The 22,262-nt window shown below is 36.5% G+C and carries 15 protein-coding genes; 4 read left to right on the top strand and 11 right to left on the bottom strand.

Features of this window, described 5'->3' with window-relative positions; all coding sequences use genetic code 11:
• Nucleotides 1-23: 23 nt before the first annotated feature.
• The 3 genes from hemL to ACXAFS_RS11410 are packed head-to-tail and all read right to left on the bottom strand — an operon-like array spanning nt 24 to nt 3,003.
• Nucleotides 24-1,310, bottom strand: coding sequence for a glutamate-1-semialdehyde 2,1-aminomutase (hemL, locus tag ACXAFS_RS11420; protein ID WP_475307075.1), 1,287 nt, complete (start codon nt 1,308-1,310; stop codon nt 24-26).
• Between the two features lie 2 nt (nt 1,311-1,312).
• Nucleotides 1,313-2,134 carry a glucosaminidase domain-containing protein gene (locus tag ACXAFS_RS11415; protein WP_475307074.1) on the bottom strand — a complete coding sequence of 274 codons (822 nt, stop codon included), beginning with the start codon at nt 2,132-2,134 and terminating at the stop codon, nt 1,313-1,315.
• Nucleotides 2,116-3,003 (bottom strand): 1-aminocyclopropane-1-carboxylate deaminase/D-cysteine desulfhydrase, encoded by an 888-nt coding sequence (locus ACXAFS_RS11410; RefSeq protein WP_475307073.1) that lies wholly within the window; start codon nt 3,001-3,003, stop codon nt 2,116-2,118. Before ACXAFS_RS11410 ends, ACXAFS_RS11415 begins: the two co-directional genes overlap by 19 nt.
• 255 nt (nt 3,004-3,258) lie before the next feature.
• Here ACXAFS_RS11410 and ACXAFS_RS11405 point away from each other — a divergent pair, with 255 nt between their 5' ends.
• From ACXAFS_RS11405 to ACXAFS_RS11390, 4 genes are all read left to right on the top strand, one after another.
• Nucleotides 3,259-6,843, top strand: a complete 3,585-nt coding sequence (locus tag ACXAFS_RS11405) for a T9SS sorting signal type C domain-containing protein (RefSeq protein ID WP_475307071.1) — start codon at nt 3,259-3,261, stop codon at nt 6,841-6,843.
• Nucleotides 6,844-7,211: 368 nt separating this feature from the next.
• Entirely contained in the window at nt 7,212-9,404 is a 2,193-nt protein-coding gene (locus ACXAFS_RS11400) for a urocanate hydratase (RefSeq protein WP_475307070.1), read from the top strand.
• A gap of 11 nt (nt 9,405-9,415) precedes the next feature.
• On the top strand, nt 9,416-9,970 hold the full coding sequence (locus ACXAFS_RS11395; RefSeq protein WP_475307069.1) for a DUF4136 domain-containing protein: 555 nt from the start codon (nt 9,416-9,418) through the stop codon (nt 9,968-9,970).
• Between the two features lie 117 nt (nt 9,971-10,087).
• A complete protein-coding gene (locus tag ACXAFS_RS11390) occupies nt 10,088-11,764 on the top strand; it encodes a SulP family inorganic anion transporter (protein WP_475307067.1) in 1,677 nt (558 codons plus the stop codon).
• Between the two features lie 34 nt (nt 11,765-11,798).
• Here the strand turns inward: ACXAFS_RS11390 and ACXAFS_RS11385 are convergent, their stop codons facing one another.
• The 8 genes from ACXAFS_RS11385 to ACXAFS_RS11350 all read right to left on the bottom strand — a co-directional run bounded on the left by ACXAFS_RS11385 (nt 11,799) and on the right by ACXAFS_RS11350 (nt 22,262).
• The gene (locus tag ACXAFS_RS11385) at nt 11,799-13,886 is read right to left on the bottom strand and encodes an alpha-ketoacid dehydrogenase subunit alpha/beta (RefSeq protein WP_475307066.1); all 2,088 of its coding nucleotides are present in this window, start codon (nt 13,884-13,886) and stop codon (nt 11,799-11,801) included.
• Between the two features lie 121 nt (nt 13,887-14,007).
• Nucleotides 14,008-15,075 (bottom strand): branched-chain amino acid aminotransferase, encoded by a 1,068-nt coding sequence (locus ACXAFS_RS11380; RefSeq protein WP_475307065.1) that lies wholly within the window; start codon nt 15,073-15,075, stop codon nt 14,008-14,010.
• A gap of 49 nt (nt 15,076-15,124) precedes the next feature.
• Nucleotides 15,125-16,402, bottom strand: coding sequence for a dihydrolipoamide acetyltransferase family protein (locus ACXAFS_RS11375; protein ID WP_475307064.1), 1,278 nt, complete (start codon nt 16,400-16,402; stop codon nt 15,125-15,127).
• A 206-nt stretch (nt 16,403-16,608) separates the two neighbouring features.
• Complete coding sequence (locus tag ACXAFS_RS11370) at nt 16,609-17,205, bottom strand: acyltransferase (protein WP_134200967.1); 597 nt, start codon at nt 17,203-17,205, stop codon at nt 16,609-16,611.
• A complete protein-coding gene (locus ACXAFS_RS11365) occupies nt 17,205-17,957 on the bottom strand; it encodes an enoyl-CoA hydratase/isomerase family protein (RefSeq protein ID WP_475307062.1) in 753 nt (250 codons plus the stop codon). The genes ACXAFS_RS11370 and ACXAFS_RS11365 overlap by 1 nt, the downstream gene beginning before the upstream one ends.
• An 8-nt stretch (nt 17,958-17,965) precedes the next feature.
• Complete coding sequence (locus ACXAFS_RS11360) at nt 17,966-18,478, bottom strand: hypothetical protein (RefSeq protein WP_475307061.1); 513 nt, start codon at nt 18,476-18,478, stop codon at nt 17,966-17,968.
• 3 nt (nt 18,479-18,481) lie between these two features.
• Nucleotides 18,482-21,022, bottom strand: coding sequence for a phenylacetic acid degradation bifunctional protein PaaZ (gene paaZ, locus ACXAFS_RS11355; RefSeq protein WP_475307059.1), 2,541 nt, complete (start codon nt 21,020-21,022; stop codon nt 18,482-18,484).
• Between the two features lie 73 nt (nt 21,023-21,095).
• Nucleotides 21,096-22,262, bottom strand: coding sequence for a S41 family peptidase (locus ACXAFS_RS11350; RefSeq protein WP_475307057.1), 1,167 nt, complete (start codon nt 22,260-22,262; stop codon nt 21,096-21,098).

Raw genomic sequence — 22,262 nt, 5'->3', positions numbered from 1 at the left:
CGTAATTGCGAAGCTTTTTTGTTTTACAACTCTTTTGCAACTTCCTCAACAGCTGCAATGGTTTCATTTAAATCTTGATATGTTAACGCATCAGTTATAAACCAGGTTTCAAAAGCGCTAGGTGCTATATAAATCCCCTTGTTTAGCATACCATGAAAGAATTTCTTAAAAGTCTCATTATTTCCTTTTGCTGCACTTTCAAAATCTACTACAGGCTCATCAGAAAAATGAACAGAAATCATTGAGCCTATTCTATTGATACTATGTGTTACATTGTTTTTATTTAAAGCCTCAGCTATACCATTATGAAGATATTTTGTTTTCTCATCTAGCCTATTCATTAGACCTTTATCTGTATTAATTGCCTTAAGCATGGCTAATCCTGCTGCCATAGCCAAAGGATTACCACTTAAAGTTCCAGCCTGATATACAGGTCCTAAAGGTGCCAAATGATTCATTATTTCGTTTCTTGCAGCAAAAGCACCAACAGGCAAACCTCCACCAACTACTTTACCAAAACACACAATATCTGCATTTATTCCTTTTAATTCCTGAACTCCCCCTTTAGCAAGTCTAAAACCTGTCATCACTTCATCAAAAATCAACAGCATATCATTAGCATCACAAACCGCTCTTAAGCCTTCTAAAAATCCTTCAACCGGAGGAATACAACCCATGTTACCTGCTACTGGTTCAACTATTATTGCTGCTATTTCTCCTTTATTTGCTTCAACTAATGATTTTACATTTTCAATATCATTGTACGTTGCCAAAAGAGTGTCCTTAGCAGTACCTTGTGTTACTCCTGGACTATTTGGAGTACCAAACGTAACAGCTCCACTACCTGCTGCAATTAAGAAAGAATCACTATGTCCATGATAGCAACCTGCAAACTTTATAATTTTATCTTTTTTAGTGTAACCTCGTGCTAAGCGAATAGCGCTCATACAAGCTTCTGTACCAGAATTCACAAAACGAATTTTATCAATATTTGGCACCATAGAGACTGCCAATTCAGCAATTTCTGTTTCTAAAGCTGTTGGCATTCCAAAAGAAGTTCCTTCTTTTGTTTTTTCAATTACAGCCTCTACAACTGGTGGAAAAGCATGACCTAATAACATTGGTCCCCAAGAATTAATGTAATCTATAAAACGGTTTCCATCTTCGTCATAGATATAAGCACCTTTTGCTGATTTTGCAAAAATTGGCGTACCTCCTACAGCTTTAAATGCTCTTACTGGCGAGTTTACTCCTCCTGGTATAACATTCTGCGCTTCTTTAAACAAAGCACTACTTCTTTGATATAACATATTTAATTTGGAATCTTTAATTCTTGACCAATAGCAAGTGTATTAGAACTTAATCTATTCATACTTTTTATAGCATCTACAGTGGTATTATAGCGCTTAGACAAGGAATATAACGTATCACCTTTTGCTACAATATGTATCGTTGTTCCGCTATTGACTCTAACAATTTTAATACTATCTTCTTTTGAACCCAAAACTTCCTGATCATATTCATATAGTTTGTAACGTTCAATTAGACTAATAAGTTTATCTGGATATTTTCTATCAGTGGCATAACCAGCTTTTTTCAAGCCTCTTGCCCAACCTTTGTAATCATCTTGTTTTAATTTGAATAAATTAGCATAGCGACCTCGTCCTGTTAAAAACTTAGAATGATCTTCATAAGAAGATTTTGCCTCTTTATATTTTCTAAAACATTCTTGAGAACGGTCATCATCATGATAGATTTTTGCGCCTGTCCAACCATGGCATTTTATACCAAAATGATTATTGGCCTTTACTGCAAGTCTACCCTTACCAGATGCAGATTCAAGAATTCCTTGTGCTAATGTAATACTTGCAGGAATCTTATATTTACGCATTTCTTCTTTAGCAATATCAGCATAAGTTGCTATGTACACAGCTGTAGATGTCGGTGGCTTAACCTCTACCTCTTTTTCGGAAGTTTTAACTTCATCAGCTTTTACAACCTCTACTGTTTCAGTCTTTTCTTTCTGTTGTTTTTTCTTAGTTACAATACCTTTTTTTGGTCCACATGAAAACGCAACTATAGCAAAAACTAATATTACATATTTAAAATCAATTTTTATTCTAATTGAGGCCATCCTTTTTGTTTCAATTTTATATTCATCCCTTCTATTCCTTGCAAACCACCTGTGTGTATCGCTAATATTTTTGCGTCTTTTGGGAAAAATTGTTTTTCCATCAAATCAAAAATACCAAACATCATTTTACCCGTATAAATAGGATCTATAGGAATATGGTATTTCTTTTTAAAGTCATTAATAAACGTAATTAGTTCAGGCTTTATTTTTCCATAACCACCAAAATGATAATCCGTTATTAAATCCCAATTATCCTTTTTTGCAAATTTACGAATATCCTCTCGGATAAAATCACCTTTCAATGCCGGAAAACCTAATATTTTCTGATGTGGTTTTGCAGAATTTATTAATCCAGAAATCGTGCCACCTGTACCGACACAACAACAAATAAAATCAAAATCACTATCATCTTCATTCAAAATTTCTTCGCAACCTTTCACTGCTAGTTGATTAGTACCTCCTTCAGGAATTAAGTAAAAATCACCAAACTCTGTTTTAAGATTTTCAACAAAGTCGTTTTCTGACTTGTTTCTGTATGTTTCTCTATCTACGAATTTAAATTGCATTCCGCAATCTTCCGCAAACTTTAAAGTAGGATTAGAATCTACTTTATTCACCAATTCCTCTCCTCTTATAACACCAACAGTTTTAAATCCATATAATTTCCCTGCGTAAGCAGTTGCAGCAATATGGTTAGAATAAGCTCCACCAAAAGTTAAGAGCAAGTCTTTATTTAGTGTTTTAGCTTTTTGAAGGTTGTATTTTAGTTTTCTGTACTTATTTCCAGATATGAAACGATGAATAAGATACTCAGGCTTTACAAACAACTGATTATCAATATTAATATTACCAAAGTCTTGTTTTACCAACTAATTATGTGTTTTTCTAACATTTTCATTATTAAAATGTTAAATTAATTTTATTTTTTTTACATTTACCCATAATCCCTACATAATCTGCTATTTACAATATATTACCCCCTTTACATGGGATAATTATACGTTAGCCTTTCTTCATGGTAACCAGCCAAATTTATGTAGTTGTTAATTGAGACAACTACTAATGGAATATGTATTTACTAGAAAACCATAAAACTAGTAATTCTAATATTAACGTTTTAGCTGATGAAGAAATTTTTACTAGCTCCGATTTTTATATTTTTATATTTTACAACTAGTGTCATTGCGCAATGTCCTTCCTTTGGAACTGATCAATGTACAACTGCTGCACCAACCGTAATAGGAAATTCTATTATTTGTACACCAGCTCTAAATAATGGTGGTAGACGGAATTTTAGGGTTACAAACATGATCGCCAATGCCACGTATAGAGTGTCAAATTGTGGTTCTGGTTTTGATACCCAAATGACTATTAGAACAGCTGCTGGAGCTTTTGTTGAATTTAACGATGATAATGGTCCAGCATGTACAGGGACTGCCGCTTCCATTGACTTTATTCCACCTGCAACCGGAGATTATCGAATTCAACTTAATAGATGGGATTGCCAAAATAGCGGCTTCCTTGATAACGGTGATATTACTGTAACGCTAATTGCGGATCCTCCACCTCCGGTAACTAACGATGAGTGTTCTGGTGCAACAGCCCTAACTGTTAATGCTGACTTAAATTGTGGTGTGACTACGGCAGGAACTACATTAGGTGCAACAGCATCACCTCAAGCTGATGATGTTACTGGGACACCTAACAATGATGTTTGGTACAGTTTTATCGCAACTGATACAGCCCATGTAGTTTCATTACTTAATGTTGTTTTGGTTAATGGCAGTACAGATATGGGAATCGGTGTGTATGATGGTACTTCGGGCTGTAGTGCACTGACTTTTGTGGATGATAGCGACCCTAATACTCTAAATTTAACAGGATTAACCATAGGAAATCTTTATTACGTTAGGGTTTATGGTTGGTTTAGCGACTCTTCTGATGCAGCTAATTTTGATGTTTGTGTAGGTACTGATTCACCTTGTGTGCTACCAACACCTATAACTACAGCAGCTTGCCCAACTGTTGATGTTACACCAGATTCTGCTACTGTTGGCTCATGTGGTTCTGGCTCAGGTCCTGTCGACTTAACCGCAGCATACACAGACCTTGGAGATACCTCTGATTATGATGTTGATTTAATTACATGGGATCCAACGGCCTTTGGTTTACTCTCAGCAGCAGCCTCCACCAATATCGCGTTATCTGCTGACGATAGATGGTCCGATCTTGCTTACAGCATACCTTTTGATTTCTGTTTTTATGGTAACTCCGTTACACAATTTGTTGTTGGTGCCAATGGCGTTATATCTTTTGATTCTAGCCTAGCCAACACTGGTTCTGGTTATTCATTTAATAACAATTTACCTAGTACAACAGGAGCTTTATTTGAAAATGCCATTTATGGTGTTTATCATGATATAGACCCTAGCGTAGCTGGAACTATAAGTTATGGGACTACTTCAATAAATGGATGCAATGCTCTAGTTATACTTTGGGATGATGTTGCAATGTTTGATAATGGGAATTTCGGCGATAATACAAAGAGAAATACCTCAATGATTGTTATGTACGAAAACACTAATACAATTGAAGTATATATTGAAGAAAAGGTTATTGATGATGATTGGAACAATAACAATGCTATTGTAGGTTTACAAAATGCTACAGCTACAGCTGCAGTTGTTCCGCCTTGTAGAAATGCTCTAGATACTGATTGGTCAACGACTAATGAATTATGGCGTTTTACACCATCTGGCGGTAGCTCTATTGCTACTTTACAATGGTTAGTAGACGGAACCTTAGACCCAACTTACAATGGACAAACAACCATAAGTGTTAACCCTACATCTACAACGACATATACCGCACAAGTAACATACAATCTATGTAATGCTACTACATTAGTTATCACAGACGATGTTATTGTCTCTACTAGTGGAGCGAAGATTTGGGATGGCTCCCAACCAAACGACAATTGGATGGATCCTCTTAACTGGTCAGACGATGCAATACCAACACCTGCAGATTGTGTTATTATTCCAAACACAGGAAATGACCCTGTGATTTACACTGGAAGTGATGGAGATGGTCTCAATCTAACAATTGAAAATGGAGCTACCCTAACACAACAATCTAACTCTACATTAACAATCGTAAATTTTATAGATGTTGAAACTGGTGGCACGTACAATATGGATGATAGCTCTAGTCTCATTCAAGTTGACAATGTAGCTAACACTGTTGATGGTACTTTTACTATGAACAGAAACACCAACATCAGAGTTAATGACTATGTGTATTGGTCTTCCCCAGTTACTAGTTTTAATGTTCAAAATATATCGCCTGGAACACCGAATGGATACAAATACGAATGGCTTCCTACTTTATTTCAAGGTACTGGACCTCCTGGCAACATGGTTTTCGGTGAATGGCAAGGTTATAATACTGGCGTAATGGATATTGGTAAAGGTTACATTGTAAAGGGTCCTACAGGGCATACGGCAGCTCCTTCAAACTATACTGCCACCTTCTCTGGAACTCCTAACAATGGTATTATAGTACAACCTATAGAAAGAGGTGCTTACACCGGTGCAAACTACTTTTACAACCCTTATGGAAATGACGTTCTTTTAGTAACTAGTGACGATGACAATTGGAATCTTGTTGGTAATCCGTATCCTTCAGCCATTAATGCCATTGACTTTTTAACTCACACCGATAATGGTAACATCTCAGGAAGTGTTTATTTATGGACTCACGGAACAGACATTGGCACCGGAAATACAGATCCATTCTATGATGATTATTTATACAACTACAATGTAGCCGATTATATTGCCTACAATTCAAGTGGTACATCTACACCAGCAGGATTTAATGGAAATATTGGCGCAGGACAAGGATTCTTTGTGTTAATGACTGATACTGCTACCACAAATGAAACAGTAACCTTCGATAACACTATGAGAAGCAGTACTTATGCAAATAATCAGTTTTACAGAACCAACAACCCTTCAAATATGGATGGTTCGGCTGCCAATAGAATATGGTTAGATTATGTAAATCCTTCTGGTCAAACTAGTACAACTTTGGTGGCTTATATAGACGGAGCTACTAATGATGAAGACAGAATGTATGATGCACATACAACTACAGGAAATGGTTTAGATCTTTATTCTTTGATAAACGAAAAAGAGTTTCTAATACAAGGACGACAATTACCTTTTGATAATAATGACCAAGTGCCTCTAGGCCTTAACATCACAGAATCTGGTATTCACACAATAGCAATTAACACATTACAAGGATTGTTTAATGATAGTAATCAGGATATTTTTATTGAAGATTTACTCAATGACACAATTCACAACATTAAGGAGTCACCTTATTCGTTCACGAGCGAATCTGGTATTATAAATGATCGTTTTGTTTTAAGGTTTACCAATACAACTCTTGGGCTAGAAGACTTTGATACCTTGAGTGGTGTAATTGTTTTTGAAGACAATGAAAAAATAACTGTAAAATCAGATTACGGAACCATTGCCTCAATAGATGTATATGATGTGCTCGGAAGAACATTATACTCTAATAAAACGGTTAACATTAATAGGTTCTCTATTGAATCTATTTCGCCTAATAATGCCACTTTATTACTAAAAATTAAACTAACAGATGGCAAACAAAAAATAGCTAAGATTATTTTTTAAAGTACTTTACAAAATTCCAAAAAGACCTCTTTTTTAAATAACTGAGGTCTTTTTCATTTAAATAAGCTTCACGTTCAAAAGAAATATTTCGGTATGCCAAATGCCAGTTCTTATATTGTAATAATCGGAACAAAAACTCTAGAAAATAGACCACAAAAAAAAGAATAATCAACAATTCCAACTGTTGTTTTAAGTGTATTTTTTCATGATTAATCAACACGCTGTTCCCTTTTAATGTTTTGTACTTTAAAAACATAAAAGGAAAAACAGTCATACCAATATAACCTCTAGGCACCAAGTATTTTGAAATCAATATCACAATCTACTCTATTCAAAAATCAATCCAAATTACATTATCTTTGTGAGAGATGAAAAAATATGTCCCAATAGAAGAAGGCGATTACTACCTAACACCAGAAGGATATCGCTGTTTTACAGAACAATATCACCTAAAACGAGGCTATTGTTGCGAAAGTGGCTGTAGACATTGCCCTTATGGATTTAACCCTTCAACCATGCTCAGGACAGGCGAAAAAATTAAAAAAGAAATAATGCAAGTAACAGAATTATCATTTAAGGATCAGATTTTAGAAGGCATACCAGATATTTTACCACAACCAAAAACGTATGACTCAAAAATAAATCATGCACCTAAACGAAAAGCTATTCTATCACCAGAAGAAGAAAAGCTAGCACTTAAAAATGCATTGCGCTATTTTGATAAAAAACATCACATTACTTTATTGCCAGAGTTTAAGGAAGAATTAGACAAATACGGTCGTATTTATATGTACCGTCTACGTCCTGATTACAAAATGTACGCAAGACCAATTGATGAATATCCAGCAAAATCAAAGCAAGCTGCAGCTATAATGCTGATGATTCAAAATAATTTGGATTATGCTGTAGCACAACATCCACATGAATTAATTACTTATGGTGGCAATGGTGCTGTATTTTCTAATTGGGCACAGTACAGACTTACAATGAAATATTTGGCTGAAATGAATGACGAGCAAACACTTGTTATGTATTCTGGTCATCCTATGGGTTTATTTCCCTCTCACAAAGAAGCACCAAGAGTTGTTGTAACCAATGGTATGATGATTCCTAATTATTCTAAACCAGACGATTGGGAAAAATTCAATGCATTAGGTGTTACGCAATATGGACAAATGACAGCAGGAAGCTACATGTACATTGGCCCACAAGGCATTGTTCATGGCACAACGATTACCGTTTTAAACGGCTTTAGAAAAATAAATAAATCACCTAAAGGACACATTTTTGTTACCTCAGGTTTGGGAGGTATGTCTGGCGCACAACCAAAAGCTGGTAACATTGCAGGTTGTATTACGGTTTGTGCAGAAGTAAACCCTAAAATCACACAAATTAGATTAGATCAAGGTTGGATTGATGAAAAAATCACCGATTTAGATGAATTAGTAGCTCGAGTTCAAACAGCGCAATCAAATAAAGAAACAATATCAATCGCATATCTAGGAAATGTTGTTGAAGTCTGGGAAAAATTTGATGAAGCCAACATTCATATCGATTTAGGAAGCGACCAAACCTCACTACACAACCCTTGGGCTGGTGGTTATTACCCAGTTGGACAATCTTTTGAAGATTCTAATCAAATGATGGCGAATAATCCTGAATTGTTCAAAACCAAAGTTCAGGAAAGTTTACGTCGTCATGCAAAAGCAATAAATAAACATACGGATAAAGGTACCTATTTCTTTGATTACGGAAATGCCTTCTTACTCGAAGCTTCTCGAGCTGGCGCAGATGTTATGGCAGAAAATCCATCCATTGGTCGCGAATTTAAGTATCCTAGTTACGTACAAGATATTATGGGACCAATGTGTTTCGATTATGGTTTTGGTCCTTTCCGATGGGTTTGTGCTTCAGGAAAACCAGAAGACCTAGCAAAAACTGATGCTATTGCTTGCGAAGTTTTAGAAGAGATTATGAAAAATTCACCTGAAGAAATCCAACAACAAATGGCTGATAATATTCAATGGATTAAAGGTGCTCAAGAAAACAAGTTAGTGGTAGGTTCTCAAGCAAGAATATTATACGCAGATGCAGAAGGTCGAATGAAAATTGCCCAAGCTTTCAACGATGCAATTGCAAAAGGCGAAATAGGCTACGTTGTTCTAGGTCGTGATCATCATGATGTTTCTGGGACAGATTCGCCATACCGTGAGACCAGCAATATTTATGATGGTTCTCGTTTCACTTCAGATATGGCTATACACAATGTTATAGGAGATAGTTTTAGAGGAGCCACTTGGGTAAGCATCCATAATGGTGGTGGTGTTGGTTGGGGAGAAGTTATTAATGGTGGGTTCGGCATGGTTCTTGATGGTACTAAAGAAGCATCAAAACGTCTCAAACAAATGCTATTTTGGGATGTAAATAACGGTATCTCAAGAAGAAGTTGGGCAAGGAATGAAGGTGCGGTTTTTGCTATAAAACGCGCTATGGAAACCGAACCAAATTTAAAAGTAACATTACCAAATACTGTTGATGATGGTCTTTTAGAAAACATTTAAAAAAAAGTGATATGAAGAAACTACTCAAATTTACGCCGATTTTAGTTTTAGCCATCCTTCTATCGTCTTGCAGTTCTGTAAGAGTTGCAGCCGACTATGATAGAGAGGCTGATTTTGAACAATATAAAACCTTTGCGTTTTTTAAACCAGGAATTGATAAAGCAGAAATAAGCGATATAGACAAGCGTAGAATTTTGCGAGCTATTGAAGCCGAATTGATGGCAAAAGGAATGACAAAGTCTGAAAACCCAGATATGCTTGTTAGTATATTCACCAAATCCACACAACGTGTAGATGTTTATAACAATGCTTGGGGCTACGGAGCTTGGGGCTGGGGAGGTTTCAACCGTTGGGGTTGGGGCTGGGGACCAGGTTGGGGCCGAAGCAATGTGTCAACAAAAACCGAAGGTATGCTCTTCATCGATTTTATTGACACAGGTAAAAAAGAATTGGTTTGGCAGGGCTCTGGAACTGGCTACTTAGTAACCAAGAATGTCGAAAAGAAAGAAGCTCGTATCAAAGAATTTGTATCAAAAACTTTAGAGCAGTTTCCACCTTCAAATTAAAAGAATAAAAAACACATAGTTAAAAGCACTGATTACTCAGTGCTTTTTTTGTTTACAATTTCAAAACACCTATTATTCTAAATATCCTATCTTTGCCGACTTCAAAATGAAAATGTTATGATTTTAGGTCAAACTACAAGAAAGAATTTTACTCAAAACCCTAAAGACGATATTTTATCTGGTCTTACAGTTGCACTTGCATTAGTTCCAGAAGCTGTTGCTTTTGCCTTTGTTGCTGGTGTAGATCCATTGGTTGGATTGTATGGTGCTTTTATGATGGGAATCGTTACCGCATTGTTTGGTGGACGACCAGGAATGATTTCTGGTGCTACAGGTGCAATGGCTGTGGTTATGGTACACCTTATTCAAAAAGGAAATGAAGTTGGTATTAATTTAGATACACCTATTGATAATCTTGGGCTTCAATGGCTTTTTATTACCTTACTATTTGTTGGTGGTATTCAAATTTTGGCAGGTGCTTTCAAACTAGGGAAATTCGTTAGACTTATTCCGCATCCTGTAATGATGGGCTTTGTAAATGGTTTGGCCATCGTTATTTTCTTATCACAATTAAAATTATTCCCTAATGCTGTACCACAGGATATTTCATTTTTTGATAATACTTCTGAATGGTTTTCAGCATTATTCTCAAATGCTGCTTTTTGGAAAATGATGGGCTTCATTGGATTGACAATGGGAATTATGTATGGCCTGCCTAAACTCACCAAAAAAATTCCTGCAGCTTTAGTGGCTATTATTGTTGTAGCTTGTATCACTATTTTTGGTGGAATTGAAATGAGTACTGTAGGATCCTTTATTGCTGAAGGTGGCGGAAAAGGTTTAAAAGGTGGATTACCAACATTTCAAGATCAAATTTTCGGATTATTCGGAACACTAGCTGGACATTGGGACACCATTATTTCAACTGCATTTATTTTAGCAGCTGTTGGTTTAATTGAATCTTTAATGACCTTAAACCTTGTTGATGAAATCACTGAAACCAGAGGTAATGGAAATCGTGAATGTATTGCCCAAGGAAGTGCCAATATGCTAAATGGTTTATTTGGTGGAATGGGTGGCTGTGCGATGATTGGTCAATCTATCATCAACGTAGATTCTGGCGGTCGTGGTCGTTTATCTGGTGCTTTTGCCGCATTAGCTTTATTAGGGTTTATTCTATTTGCTGCACCATTAATTGAGCAAATTCCAATTGCTGCACTTGTTGGTGTAATGTTTATGGTAGTTATCGGAACCTTTGCTTGGTCTAGTTTTAGAATCATTCGTAAAATTCCTATTGCTGATGCTGTTGTACTTATTGCTGTTTCTGCAATTACCGTTTGGAAAGATTTAGCAGTAGCTGTTATCGCTGGTGTTATTATTTCTGCTTTGGTATTCGCTTGGAAAAATGCGACAATGATTAGAGCACGTAAGCGCATACAACCAGATGGTACTAAAACTTACGAAATTTGGGGACCTTTATTCTTTGGGTCTATTCAGAGTTTTAATTCTAAGTTTGATGTAAAAAATGACCCTGAAAAAGTGGAAATAGATTTTGTTGAATCTCGCGTGAGTGACCATTCTGCTATGGAAGCTATTTTCAATTTGGTAAATAAATATGAAGCTGCAGGAAAAAGCTTAAAATTGAAACATCTTAGTGAAGATTGTAAAGCTTTAATGCATAAAGCAAGCCCTAAGTTTAAAGAAGTTATTGTTGAAGATATTAATGATCCTCGCTATTATTTGGCTGCTAATCCTGAAGAGTTTACCAAACCGCTTTCGGAATACGATTTATAAAAGAAAAGCGACTCAATTGAGTCGCTTCTTTATTTTAATAATTAAGTAAAGCTTCTATTCTAGCTTTCACCTTTTCAGTTGAAGGAATCATTGTTTGCTCTAATATTGAATTCAATGGAATTGCAGGCATATTTTCGCTACCAATCGTCATTACTGGCGCATCTAAATATTTGAAGCATTCCTCTTGAATCTTTCCAGCTAAAGCTCTAGCAAAACTATTATTTGACGGTTCTTCGGTAACTACCAAACATTTACCCGTCTTCTTAACTGATTTCATGATTGTATCTTCATCTAAAGGGTAAAGCGTTCTTAAATCTACAATTTCAATTTGGTCGCGTATATCTAATTCTCCTGATGCATTGTAAGCCCAATGCACACCCATTCCATAAGTTACAATGGTACACGTTTCTACATCATCTTGCTTCCAGATTTCTTGTAATACCCATGCCTTTCCGAAAGGTAATACGTAGTCTTCCGCAGGTTCTACAGAGGTTGCACCTTGTGTTCCTGGTACTTTAGACCAGTACAAGCCTTTATGCTCAAAAATGACTACTGGATTTGGATCGTGATATGCGGCTTTCATCAGTCCTTTTAAATCAGCACCATTACTTGGATAAGCAATTTTCACACCTCTAATGTTAGTGACTACACTTTCTACAGATGATGAATGGTAAGGTCCACCACTACCATAGGCACCAATTGGCACACGCAAAATCATACTTACAGGCCATTTTCCGTTACTTAAATAACAGCTACGGCTCACTTCTGTAAATAATTGATTGAGTCCTGGCCAAATATAATCCGCAAATTGAACCTCAACAATAGGTTTCAAACCAACCGCACTCATACCAACCGTAGAACCCACGATAAAAGCTTCCTGAATTGGTGTATTAAAAACGCGGTCGTCACCAAATTTCTTTGCTAATGTTGCTGCTTCTCTAAATACACCACCAAGTCGTCCACCAACATCTTGTCCGTAAAGCAGACATTCTGGATGCTTTCGCATTAATTCTTCAACAGCGAATAAGGCACAATCTACCATCACTACTTTTTCCGCACCTTCAGGCGAACGCTCACCTTTTTCCTCGGTAATTGGTGTTGGTGCAAAATCGTGCGTAAATAAATCTTCTGGTGTTGGATCTTCAGCTTTTAAGGCGTTTTGAAAATCATTTTCAACCAACGTTTTTATTTCCGCTTCAATAGTATCAATATCGTTTTGAGTGAAACCATTGTCTAACATTTGCTGTTTTAAAACAGGATATGGATCACGAGATTTTGCTTCTTCCAAATCATCACGATACCATTCCATACGCACACCAGATGTATGATGATTTAATAACGGTACTTTAGCGTGTACCAAAAATGGTCGACGCTCTTCTCTTATAGTTTTTATAACTTTTTCCAATGCTTCGTAGCTTTCAATAAAGTTAGCACCATCAATAGAAATGGCTTCTAATCCGTGAAAACCTTTTGCATATTCTGCAGCATTTTGAGCTCTGGTTTCGGCTTCATTGGCTGAAATATCCCAACCGTTGTCTTGCACCAAATATAAAATTGGCATTTGCTTTAATGCTGCCATTTGAAAAGCTTCTGCAATTTCGCCTTCGGTTACTGATGCGTCACCTAAACTACAAACAACAAGCCCATCCTCAATCCTTCCCGAAGGGAAGGAAGCCTTTGCGTGCTCAATCGTAACGGAATTTTTTAAACCCTGTTTCTCTAAATATTGTAAACCCATGGCAACACCAGTTGCAGGAATGGCTTGCATACCTGTTGCTGAAGATTGATGTGGAATTTTAGGCTTATCAGCATCTTTTAAACTTGGATGCGAATAATAGGTTCTTCCACCAGAAAATGGATCGTCTTTTTTAGCTAACACCTGAAGCATTAGATCGTAAGGCGTCATACCAAAAGCTAACAACATTGCATCGTCTCTATAATACGGAAATGCATAATCTTGAGGTAACAATTGCATTCCTAAAGCGGTCTGAATGGCTTCGTGACCACGTGATGTAGCGTGTACGTATTTTGAAACTACTTTGAAGTTAGCTTCATACAATTCTGCCATTGTTTTGGCGGTTACTAAATTTGTAAATCCTTTTTTTAATATGTCTTTATTCATCATTATATCTATTCGTCAGTACGAGTGGAATTGCCTTATGCAATTTTGTATCGAGAACTTTATACTTACTTCTCGATACAATTTGCTCGTTCCTCACAAATCACTCGAAGTGACGTTATCTTTACACTAATTCCTTCTCAACCTTTATCATCCAGTTGAATTTATCTTCAATTTTTCCTGTTTTTATGGCATTTAGCGTGTCGTTAACTTCTAATCCTACCGGACTTTCATCAGATACGTGAATGTCGCCATTTTCTGTGCCAATGCTCTGAATGTAAGCAATACCAACAGCTGTTCCTGTTCCGAAAGCTTCTTCTAAAAGGCCTTTTTCTGATGCTTCTCGGATTTCGGTAAGCGTGATTGGACGCTCAATAACTTCAAAACCTTTATCTTTTAGAATATCGATAACACTCATTCTGGTAATGCCATCGAGAATGGCGCCATCGCGACGTGGCGTGATGAATCTTCCATCGATTTTGAAGAAAATATTCATTGTTCCCACCTCTTGAATGTACTCGTGCTCAACAGCATCTAACCACAATACTTGGTCGTAGCCTTTTGCTTTTGCTAATTCTGTAGGACGAATTGCTGCTGCGTAATTTCCAGCCGCTTTTGCTTCGCCTGTACCACCATCTACGGCACGAACGAATTTTTTTTCTGCCCACAATTTTATGCGCTTGCTAAAAAATGGTCCTGCTGGTGATGCCATAATGATAAACTTGTAACTTGTGGCTGCACGCATCCCGATAAAGGCTTCGTCAGCATACATAAACGGACGTAAATATAAGGCACTACCATCTTGTGGTGGAATCCACGCTTTGTCCATAGCTACAAGCTGTTTTAAACCTTCTACAAACAATTCTTCTGGAACATTTGGCATTCCCATTCGGTCTGCACTAAAGTTTAAACGCGCTGCATTTTTGTCGGCACGGAATAGCATTGGTGTTCCATCGGCATCTACATTAGCTTTCATTCCTTCAAAAATAGCTTGTCCGTAATGCAATGCCATTGCTGCTGGATGCGTTGGAATTAAAGCTAAAGGTTCAATTCTTGGGTTTTGCCATTGGCCATCTTTGTAATCGCAGATAAACATATGATCTGTGAAAGAGGTTCCTAATGGTATGTTGTTGAAATCGATGGTATCGACTTTTGATTTTTCTATTTTTTTGATTGCTATGTTGTAAGACATAATTTTTATAAATGATGAAATCCTGAATCAAGTTCAGGATGACAGTTAACTATATTTTTCTATTCGTATCAAATTGCTCTAAATAATCAGCTACGCGACGTACAAAGCTTCCACCTAGGAAACCATCTACGACACGATGGTCGAAAGACAGAGATAAGTACATCATACTTCTAATAGCGATTTCGTCGCCTTCTTCTGTTTCGATGACTTCGGCACGTTTTTTAATAATTCCTAATGCTAAAATAGCAACTTCTGGTTGGTTGATAATGGGTGTTCCCATAACGCTTCCAAACGTCCCAACGTTAGAGATAGTAAACGTGCTGCCTTTGATATCGTCGCCACTCAACTTGTTTTCTCTTGCTTTTCCAGCGAGCTCGTTTACGTTTTCTGCTAACGTTTTTAAGTCTTTGATATCGGCATTTCTAACTACTGGCACAATTAAGTTTCCACTTGGTAATGCTGTTGCCATACCAATATTAATGTCTTCTTTTACGATGATATTGTTACCATCAACAGACGCATTGATGTTTGGAAAATCTTTAACTGCTTTAGCTACGGCTTCTACAAACAATGGTGTAAAGGTTAGTTTTTCGCCATATTTTTCCTGAAAAGCAACTTTATTTTCATTTCGCCAATTTACCATATTGGTTAAGTCAGCTTCAACATAAGCCGTTACGTGTGGCGATGTATGCTTGGAATACACCATATGATCTGCAATCATTTGACGCATACGATCCATTTCTACAATCTTACCTTTGCCCTTATCGAACGTTAATTGTGGAATGCGATAAGCTGTTGGATCTTCAACCACTGGCTGCGCAAACTTATAAGGTCTGCCGTCTTCGATATAATTGAAGACATCGCTTTTTCTTAATCGTCCTTCGCTTCCGGTTGCTGGTATTCTTGCTAATTCTTCAAAACTGATATGATGTTCTTTGGCAATGGAAATGATTAATGGTGAAAAGAATGTATTTGTATTATTGACTGAAAATGAATTTGAAGTAGATGTTTCGACTGTGCTCGATGTGATAGAACGTTTCTTTTTAGTTTTCTTTTGAGACGTCTCGACTGCGCTCGACGTGACATCATTTTTCGATTTCGGTTTCGATTTCGATTTTTCTATTTCTAGAAGAGCGATAACTTCACCAACTTTTACCACATCTTTTGCTTGGTATTTGGTTTCTAGCAACGTTCCTGCTGCTGGTGCTGGCACTTCGTTATCCACCTTATCTGTGGCTACTTCTAATATGATATCGCCTTCATCAAAAGAATCGCCTTCATTAATTAACCAATTAATGATGGTTCCTTCTGTGATGCTCTCGCCCATTTTGGGCATTTTTAGTTCAAATTTAGACATAGTCTTTATCTTCAATTTAGATTCCACATCAAGTGCGGAATGACTAAACGCATTAACTAGCGTTTGTTAGTTTTTATTTCTTACGCGTTAGCGATTGAAACGGCATCCTTTTTTGCTATTAAAAGCAAAAAAGATATAGTGTAAAGCGCGACCCTTGTGGTAACGCCCAAATTATTTTACTTTTTCATAAAATCCCTCAAAGTGTCATATGCACCTTCTTGGATTTTCATATTTTCAGGAACTTCTCGTAGTGGCTCAACGGCTTTTAAACTGTTGTGACAATCTTGCGGCAACTGCTGATATAACTGAGTTCCTTTAGTTTTCCAAGCAATCATCTCGTCGCTTACCTGCTTGATGACTTTTGCTGGATTACCAACCACCAAACTACGAGGTGGAATTTTTGTTTCGGCCTTAACAAATGCCATGGCTCCAACGATACTTTCATCTCCAATTTCGGCATCATCCATAATTACGGTATTCATACCAATGAGACAGTTACGTCCTAAATTGGCTCCGTGAATGATGGCTCCGTGACCAACGTGTGCACTTTCTTTTAGGGTAATAGATTTACCTGGAAACATATGCACTGTACAGTTTTCTTGCACGTTAACGCCATCCTCTAAAATGATTTGTCCCCAATCCCCACGAATGGCAGCACCTGGACCGATGTAACAGTTTTTGCCAATGATGACATTACCTGTGACTGCTGCCAACGGATGCACGAAACTGCTTTCGTGTACGACTGGTGTGTAACCTTGGAATGCGTAAATCACTATTTAAATCGTTTTAATGTTTCTTTTGTAAAATCACTTAATACCAAGCGACCACTAATGGCTGCTCTTTCAGCTAAAAGCGTGTCCCAATCTTCGGTACCTTGCCAGAAGATTTTCTTCATTTCTTTCATTGCTTCTGGATTATAGTTGCAAAGATTTTCAGCAAAGGTTTTTACGGCTTCATCTAATGCTTCTGTAGTTTCAAACACTTGTGTAAATAAGCCTTTTTGTTTTGCCCATTCTACTGGATAAAATGTATTGGCATCAATGGCGATTTGTGACATTCCGCTTAATCCTAACTTGCGCTCTACGGCTGGACCAACCACAAACGGACCGATACCAACGTTTAGTTCACTTAATTTAATAGCTGCAAACTTGGTTGCCATACAATAATCAGTTGCAGATGCTACTCCTACTCCACCACCAACGGTTTTTCCTTGCACGCGACCAATGATAAATTTTGGACATTTACGCATTGCATTAATCACGTTAGCAAATCCTGAAAAGAAGACTTTTCCTGTGGCTTCATCATTAATATTAATAAGCTCGTTAAAACTTGCGCCAGCACAAAATGTTCTATCTCCTCCACTTTTTAAAACGATAACTTTAATGTCGTCATTATTGCCAGCATCGGTGATAGTCTGTGCTAGTTCAGCCAGAATATTTCCTGGTAATGAATTATGCGCAGGATGAAAAAATTCGATGTATCCTACTTGGTTTTCTATTTCTAATTTTACGTAAGGGTTACTCATATCTTAACTTATAATTTAATTCCATTACAAAATAGTTCTTCTTCTTTTTTATCAGCATACTCATTCCAAACAACTTGATTTCCATCTTCAATATCAATTTTCAATTGAGTACACCAAAGTCCATCCAATTCAATATATTTTGCTTCAGCATTTAATAATTTCTTCTGAGCTAAATTAAATTTCATAAGTAGATTTTCTCTTATCCACTTATATCTAACCTGTCCATCTAAATGTTTACTCTCATATTCTTCCATTTCTTCTTCAACAAATTCTTCAATATTTTGGCTTTCCGAAAAATTTTCTATCCAAACTTTAGCTTCATCAGGGTTTAAATCTTCCCAATGTGGTACCCAAGCATCTATAAAAAAGCGATGCCATATTGAATCACTTGTTTTCATCCATGCAAAACAAGGTTCTCTTTTTCTATCATATTCAGCAAAAAGGAAAGTCAAATATTCAATTTTCTTACCTATCGACCTATTAAATTCACCTTCAAATATCTCTCCGAATGTATCAACCATAATTTAAATTAATCCAAATTGTTCAAAATGATGATTTAAATGTTTTCTTTCGAGTAAGTAAGATTCGTAACGATTCAATTCGCCAAATACTAAATTCTTCAATTTAGCATCTGGATTTTCCTTGAAAAACTCGATGTATTTTTTGCGTTGTTCCTTAAACTTCTCAATCGCTGTTTCTAAATCTTGATGTTTTAAATCATCTAGCGTGTCTTTTTCTAACTGTGGGAATTGAGAGTTTTGTGGAAACTTTCTATAGTTATACAAGCTTGCGTGCACCTTGTCTAAAATCTTTTCTGGTGTGGCAATTTCAAAATCTTGAATTTCGCCAGACGCAATTTTATAAGTGTATTCTAAATGCTCAATCATATGTTGAGGCGTCATAATACCCCATTTTGGTTTAGTATCTACTTTTAACTTTGATAAGCATTCGTTGATTTTCACTTCAGTCATTTCAACAAAGGTTTCTTGTTTTTTCTGAACCATTGTTAGGATGGTAGCTACAGCAACCAACGGACTGTCTTTGTCTGTTTTTTGGCTTTCTGGTCGGTCTTCAAAATTAGCATCAAAAACCTCAACGTGCCATTTTACAATACCACTTGGATGCTCGGTTGATGACACATCTCTATCTACTTTTTCCTTGCAGGTTAAACGCACATAAATAGTATCGTTGTGATATAACGGTCTTAAAAATCGTATAGAATCCAAACCGTAATTTGCCGCTACTGGACCTTTATTTGGATACACAAATAAACCAGCTGCAGCCGAAATTATAAAATAACCGTGTGCTGTTCGTTTTTCGAAAATACTTCCATCTAAAGAGGTAATATCTGTGTGTGCGTAAAAATGGTCCCAAGTTAAATTGGCAAAATTTTGAATATCAGTATCCGTAAGTGTACGCTTATGCGTTTTTAAAGACATTCCTGGTTGAATATCTTCCCAATGGTACTTAAACGGATGATCTTCGGCTTCCTTGTATTTTGCATTTTGCTGATATATGCCAGTGATTTCGGTAATTGTTGATGGTGTTCCTTGAATGGCTGTTCGTTGCAAATAGTGTTTAATACCACGCATTCCACCCATTTCTTCTCCACCTCCAGCACGTCCTGGACCTCCGTGAACCAAGTAAGGTAATGGCGAACCGTGACCTGTACTTTGTTTTGCCATTTCGCGATTAATCACTAAAATTCTTCCGTGATGACTCGCTGCATTTACTACATAATCAGTTGCAATGTTATCATCATAAGTTGCAATAGAAGACACTAACGACCCTTTACCCATTTGCGCTAATTGCACAGCTTCGTCCATTGACTTGTAAGGCATAATGGTACTTACTGGTCCGAATGCTTCGCGCTCGTGAACCACATTATTCTGGAAAGGATTATCAGTTCTAAACACTACTGGACTTATAAACGCTCCTTTGTTGGCATCTGCTCCAATGGTTTTGATATTATCGAGATTACCATAAACCATTTCAGCTTCTTTGCTGATGTCTGCAATAGAACTTTTAACGGCTTCAACTTGTTGCTTACTAACCAATGAGCCCATTCGCACTTCCTTAAGTCTTGGGTCTCCAATGGTAACTTTATCAAGTTCTTTTGCTAATGCAATTTGAACATCTTCAACTAAATTTTCTGGAACAATGATGCGTCGGATGGCTGTACATTTTTGTCCGGCTTTTACCGTCATTTCCTTTCGAACTTCCTTAACGAACAAGTTAAATTCTGGTGTCCCAGGAACTGCATCTTCACCTAAAATAGAGGCGTTAAGTGAATCAGCTTCCATAGTAAAAGGTACAGATTCTTCAATTAATCTTGGATGCGCTTTTAACAAACGACCTGTTGCTGCCGAACCTGTAAAAGTTACGACATCTTGAGATTCAACCGTATCTAAAACAGTTTTTACGGTTCCGTTTATGATTTGAAGTGCGCCTTCTGGTAAAATACCTGAATTGATAATTTCTCTCGCTACAGCTTCAGCTAAATAAGATGATGATGGTGCAGGTAAAACCACTGCTGGCACGCCAGCCATCCAGTTTACAGCGCACTTTTCTAACATTCCCCAAACCGGGAAATTAAAAGCGTTAATATGAACCGCAACACCTTTTTTTGGCACCATTATATGATGCGCCATAAAGCGTCCACCACGAGACAAATCGATTGGGTCGCCTTCTACGTGAAATGGTTTGTTTGGAAACAATTTTCGTAATGAAGCATTGGCAAACAAGTTACCAAAACCACCTTCTATATCTATCCAACTATCCACACGAGTTGCGCCAGTTCTGTAACTTAAATCATAAAATTGTTCTTTGCGTTTTGTAAGATAAAGCGCCAATTTTTTGAGCATATTACCTCGTTCTTGAAAGGTCATTTTACGAAGCACTTCGCCTCCTTTTGTGCGTCCGTAATTAAGAACTTCAGGAATATCTAATCCTTCAACAGCCCAATTTGTGAAGTGTTCGCCTGTTATGGCGTCGTAAATTGGTGCTCCTTCTTCTTTTCCTGTGGTCCATTGTCCTTGGACGTAGTGCTGAATTTTATTCTTCATCTTACTGTTTAAGATTATGTATTATCGACTTTGTATTTTTTGAAGCAGTTCTCCTATCATTAATCTACTATCTTTAATCGTTTGCATTTAACTCAATTATCTTTTTTATCCAATCTTTTTCATTGTTTAGTAGGACATCTGGTGTTATGCCAACTTGTTCGTACTTTAAATAATCATTTTTAATCACTTCTATGGAAAACGCATATTGAATAGAATTACAATTTAATCTTCCTGCTATCCCTTTATTTCCATAACCATATGATACTGCCCCTTTTGAATTCTCACCAACAATAACAGTGCGCTTATCGTCTTTTAGCCGAAGCGTACTTATTTCTGCAGCGCTAGCCGTTAAAAAATTGATAAGCACATAAATTTTTTTGATTTCTTTTGTCTTTTTTAACAATTTAATAAGTGATTTTGTTTGTAATAAAGAACCACCTCCATTGTTTCTTAAATCTATAATTAAGTAAGGTTTGACTAATTTTTGCTTTAAATCGTTGTAAAACGTATCAGCTTCATCCATTAGCTCATATGTACGCTTAAGGGATTTGATATTTATATAGTCATGATTAGCGTCCAAAGATTTAAAGCCGAAATTTTCTTCGTGTTGTTTATAAAAATGATACGTATTGTCTTTATTCCAAAAGGTGTTTCCTATTCTATTGTTCTTTATTTCTATATTGTTATTGTATACGAGTAAGCCGTTTTTATAATACTCGAATATTTCAAATTTCCCTTTTGAGGTTTTGTTGAGCTTTATTCTTATGGAACCATTTTTCCAAATATCAGAATCTGAAGTATCCATAACACCCAACCAACTCGAATTTGAATGTTTTATGAGTTTTATAGTTTCGTTACCCGAATAGTAAATTCCAGAAATTGAGTCTGAGTCAATAACATCATCAACTTCTCTTTCATAAAACAAAGGCTTAAATAAATCGGCTTCAGTCTTTTGATAAATTATATTGTGATTATCTTTTATAAAGGAGATGTATTTTTGAAGATACCCTAAACAAAAATAATCCTTTAGACTATCTTCATTAATTTCCTTTATTATTTGGCTTTTCCATTCTTCAAACCTGAATTCATCTGATTTAGTTTTAATCTGAGACTTATAGCTCTTGGCTACTTTAATCTTTTTGGAAACCTCTTCTAAACTATTTAGGCAATCGCAGCTTTTATCCTGGCCAGAGGATATATTAGTAAATAACAGAATTAATAAAATCAGAATTTTATTCAT

The sequence above is a fragment of the Winogradskyella sp. ABM4_392 genome (assembly GCF_056160445.1).
The sequence above is the reverse complement of the archived record's forward strand: the minus strand, read 5'-3'. Positions and strand labels throughout refer to the sequence as shown.

What these genes read in the sequence shown, in the direction of transcription:
- hemL (WP_475307075.1), bottom strand. Translation starts at nt 1,310, where the DNA reads ATGTTATATCAAAGAAGTAGTGCTTTGTTTAAAGAAGCGCAGAATGTT.
- ACXAFS_RS11415 (WP_475307074.1), bottom strand. Translation starts at nt 2,134, where the DNA reads ATGGCCTCAATTAGAATAAAAATTGATTTTAAATATGTAATATTAGTT.
- ACXAFS_RS11405 (WP_475307071.1), top strand. Translation starts at nt 3,259, where the DNA reads ATGAAGAAATTTTTACTAGCTCCGATTTTTATATTTTTATATTTTACA.
- ACXAFS_RS11400 (WP_475307070.1), top strand. Translation starts at nt 7,212, where the DNA reads ATGAAAAAATATGTCCCAATAGAAGAAGGCGATTACTACCTAACACCA.
- ACXAFS_RS11395 (WP_475307069.1), top strand. Translation starts at nt 9,416, where the DNA reads ATGAAGAAACTACTCAAATTTACGCCGATTTTAGTTTTAGCCATCCTT.
- ACXAFS_RS11390 (WP_475307067.1), top strand. Translation starts at nt 10,088, where the DNA reads ATGATTTTAGGTCAAACTACAAGAAAGAATTTTACTCAAAACCCTAAA.
- ACXAFS_RS11385 (WP_475307066.1), bottom strand. Translation starts at nt 13,886, where the DNA reads ATGAATAAAGACATATTAAAAAAAGGATTTACAAATTTAGTAACCGCC.
- ACXAFS_RS11380 (WP_475307065.1), bottom strand. Translation starts at nt 15,075, where the DNA reads ATGTCTTACAACATAGCAATCAAAAAAATAGAAAAATCAAAAGTCGAT.
- ACXAFS_RS11375 (WP_475307064.1), bottom strand. Translation starts at nt 16,402, where the DNA reads ATGGGCGAGAGCATCACAGAAGGAACCATCATTAATTGGTTAATTAAT.
- ACXAFS_RS11365 (WP_475307062.1), bottom strand. Translation starts at nt 17,957, where the DNA reads ATGAGTAACCCTTACGTAAAATTAGAAATAGAAAACCAAGTAGGATAC.
- ACXAFS_RS11360 (WP_475307061.1), bottom strand. Translation starts at nt 18,478, where the DNA reads ATGGTTGATACATTCGGAGAGATATTTGAAGGTGAATTTAATAGGTCG.
- paaZ (WP_475307059.1), bottom strand. Translation starts at nt 21,022, where the DNA reads ATGAAGAATAAAATTCAGCACTACGTCCAAGGACAATGGACCACAGGA.
- ACXAFS_RS11350 (WP_475307057.1), bottom strand. Translation starts at nt 22,262, where the DNA reads ATGAATAAAATTCTGATTTTATTAATTCTGTTATTTACTAATATATCC.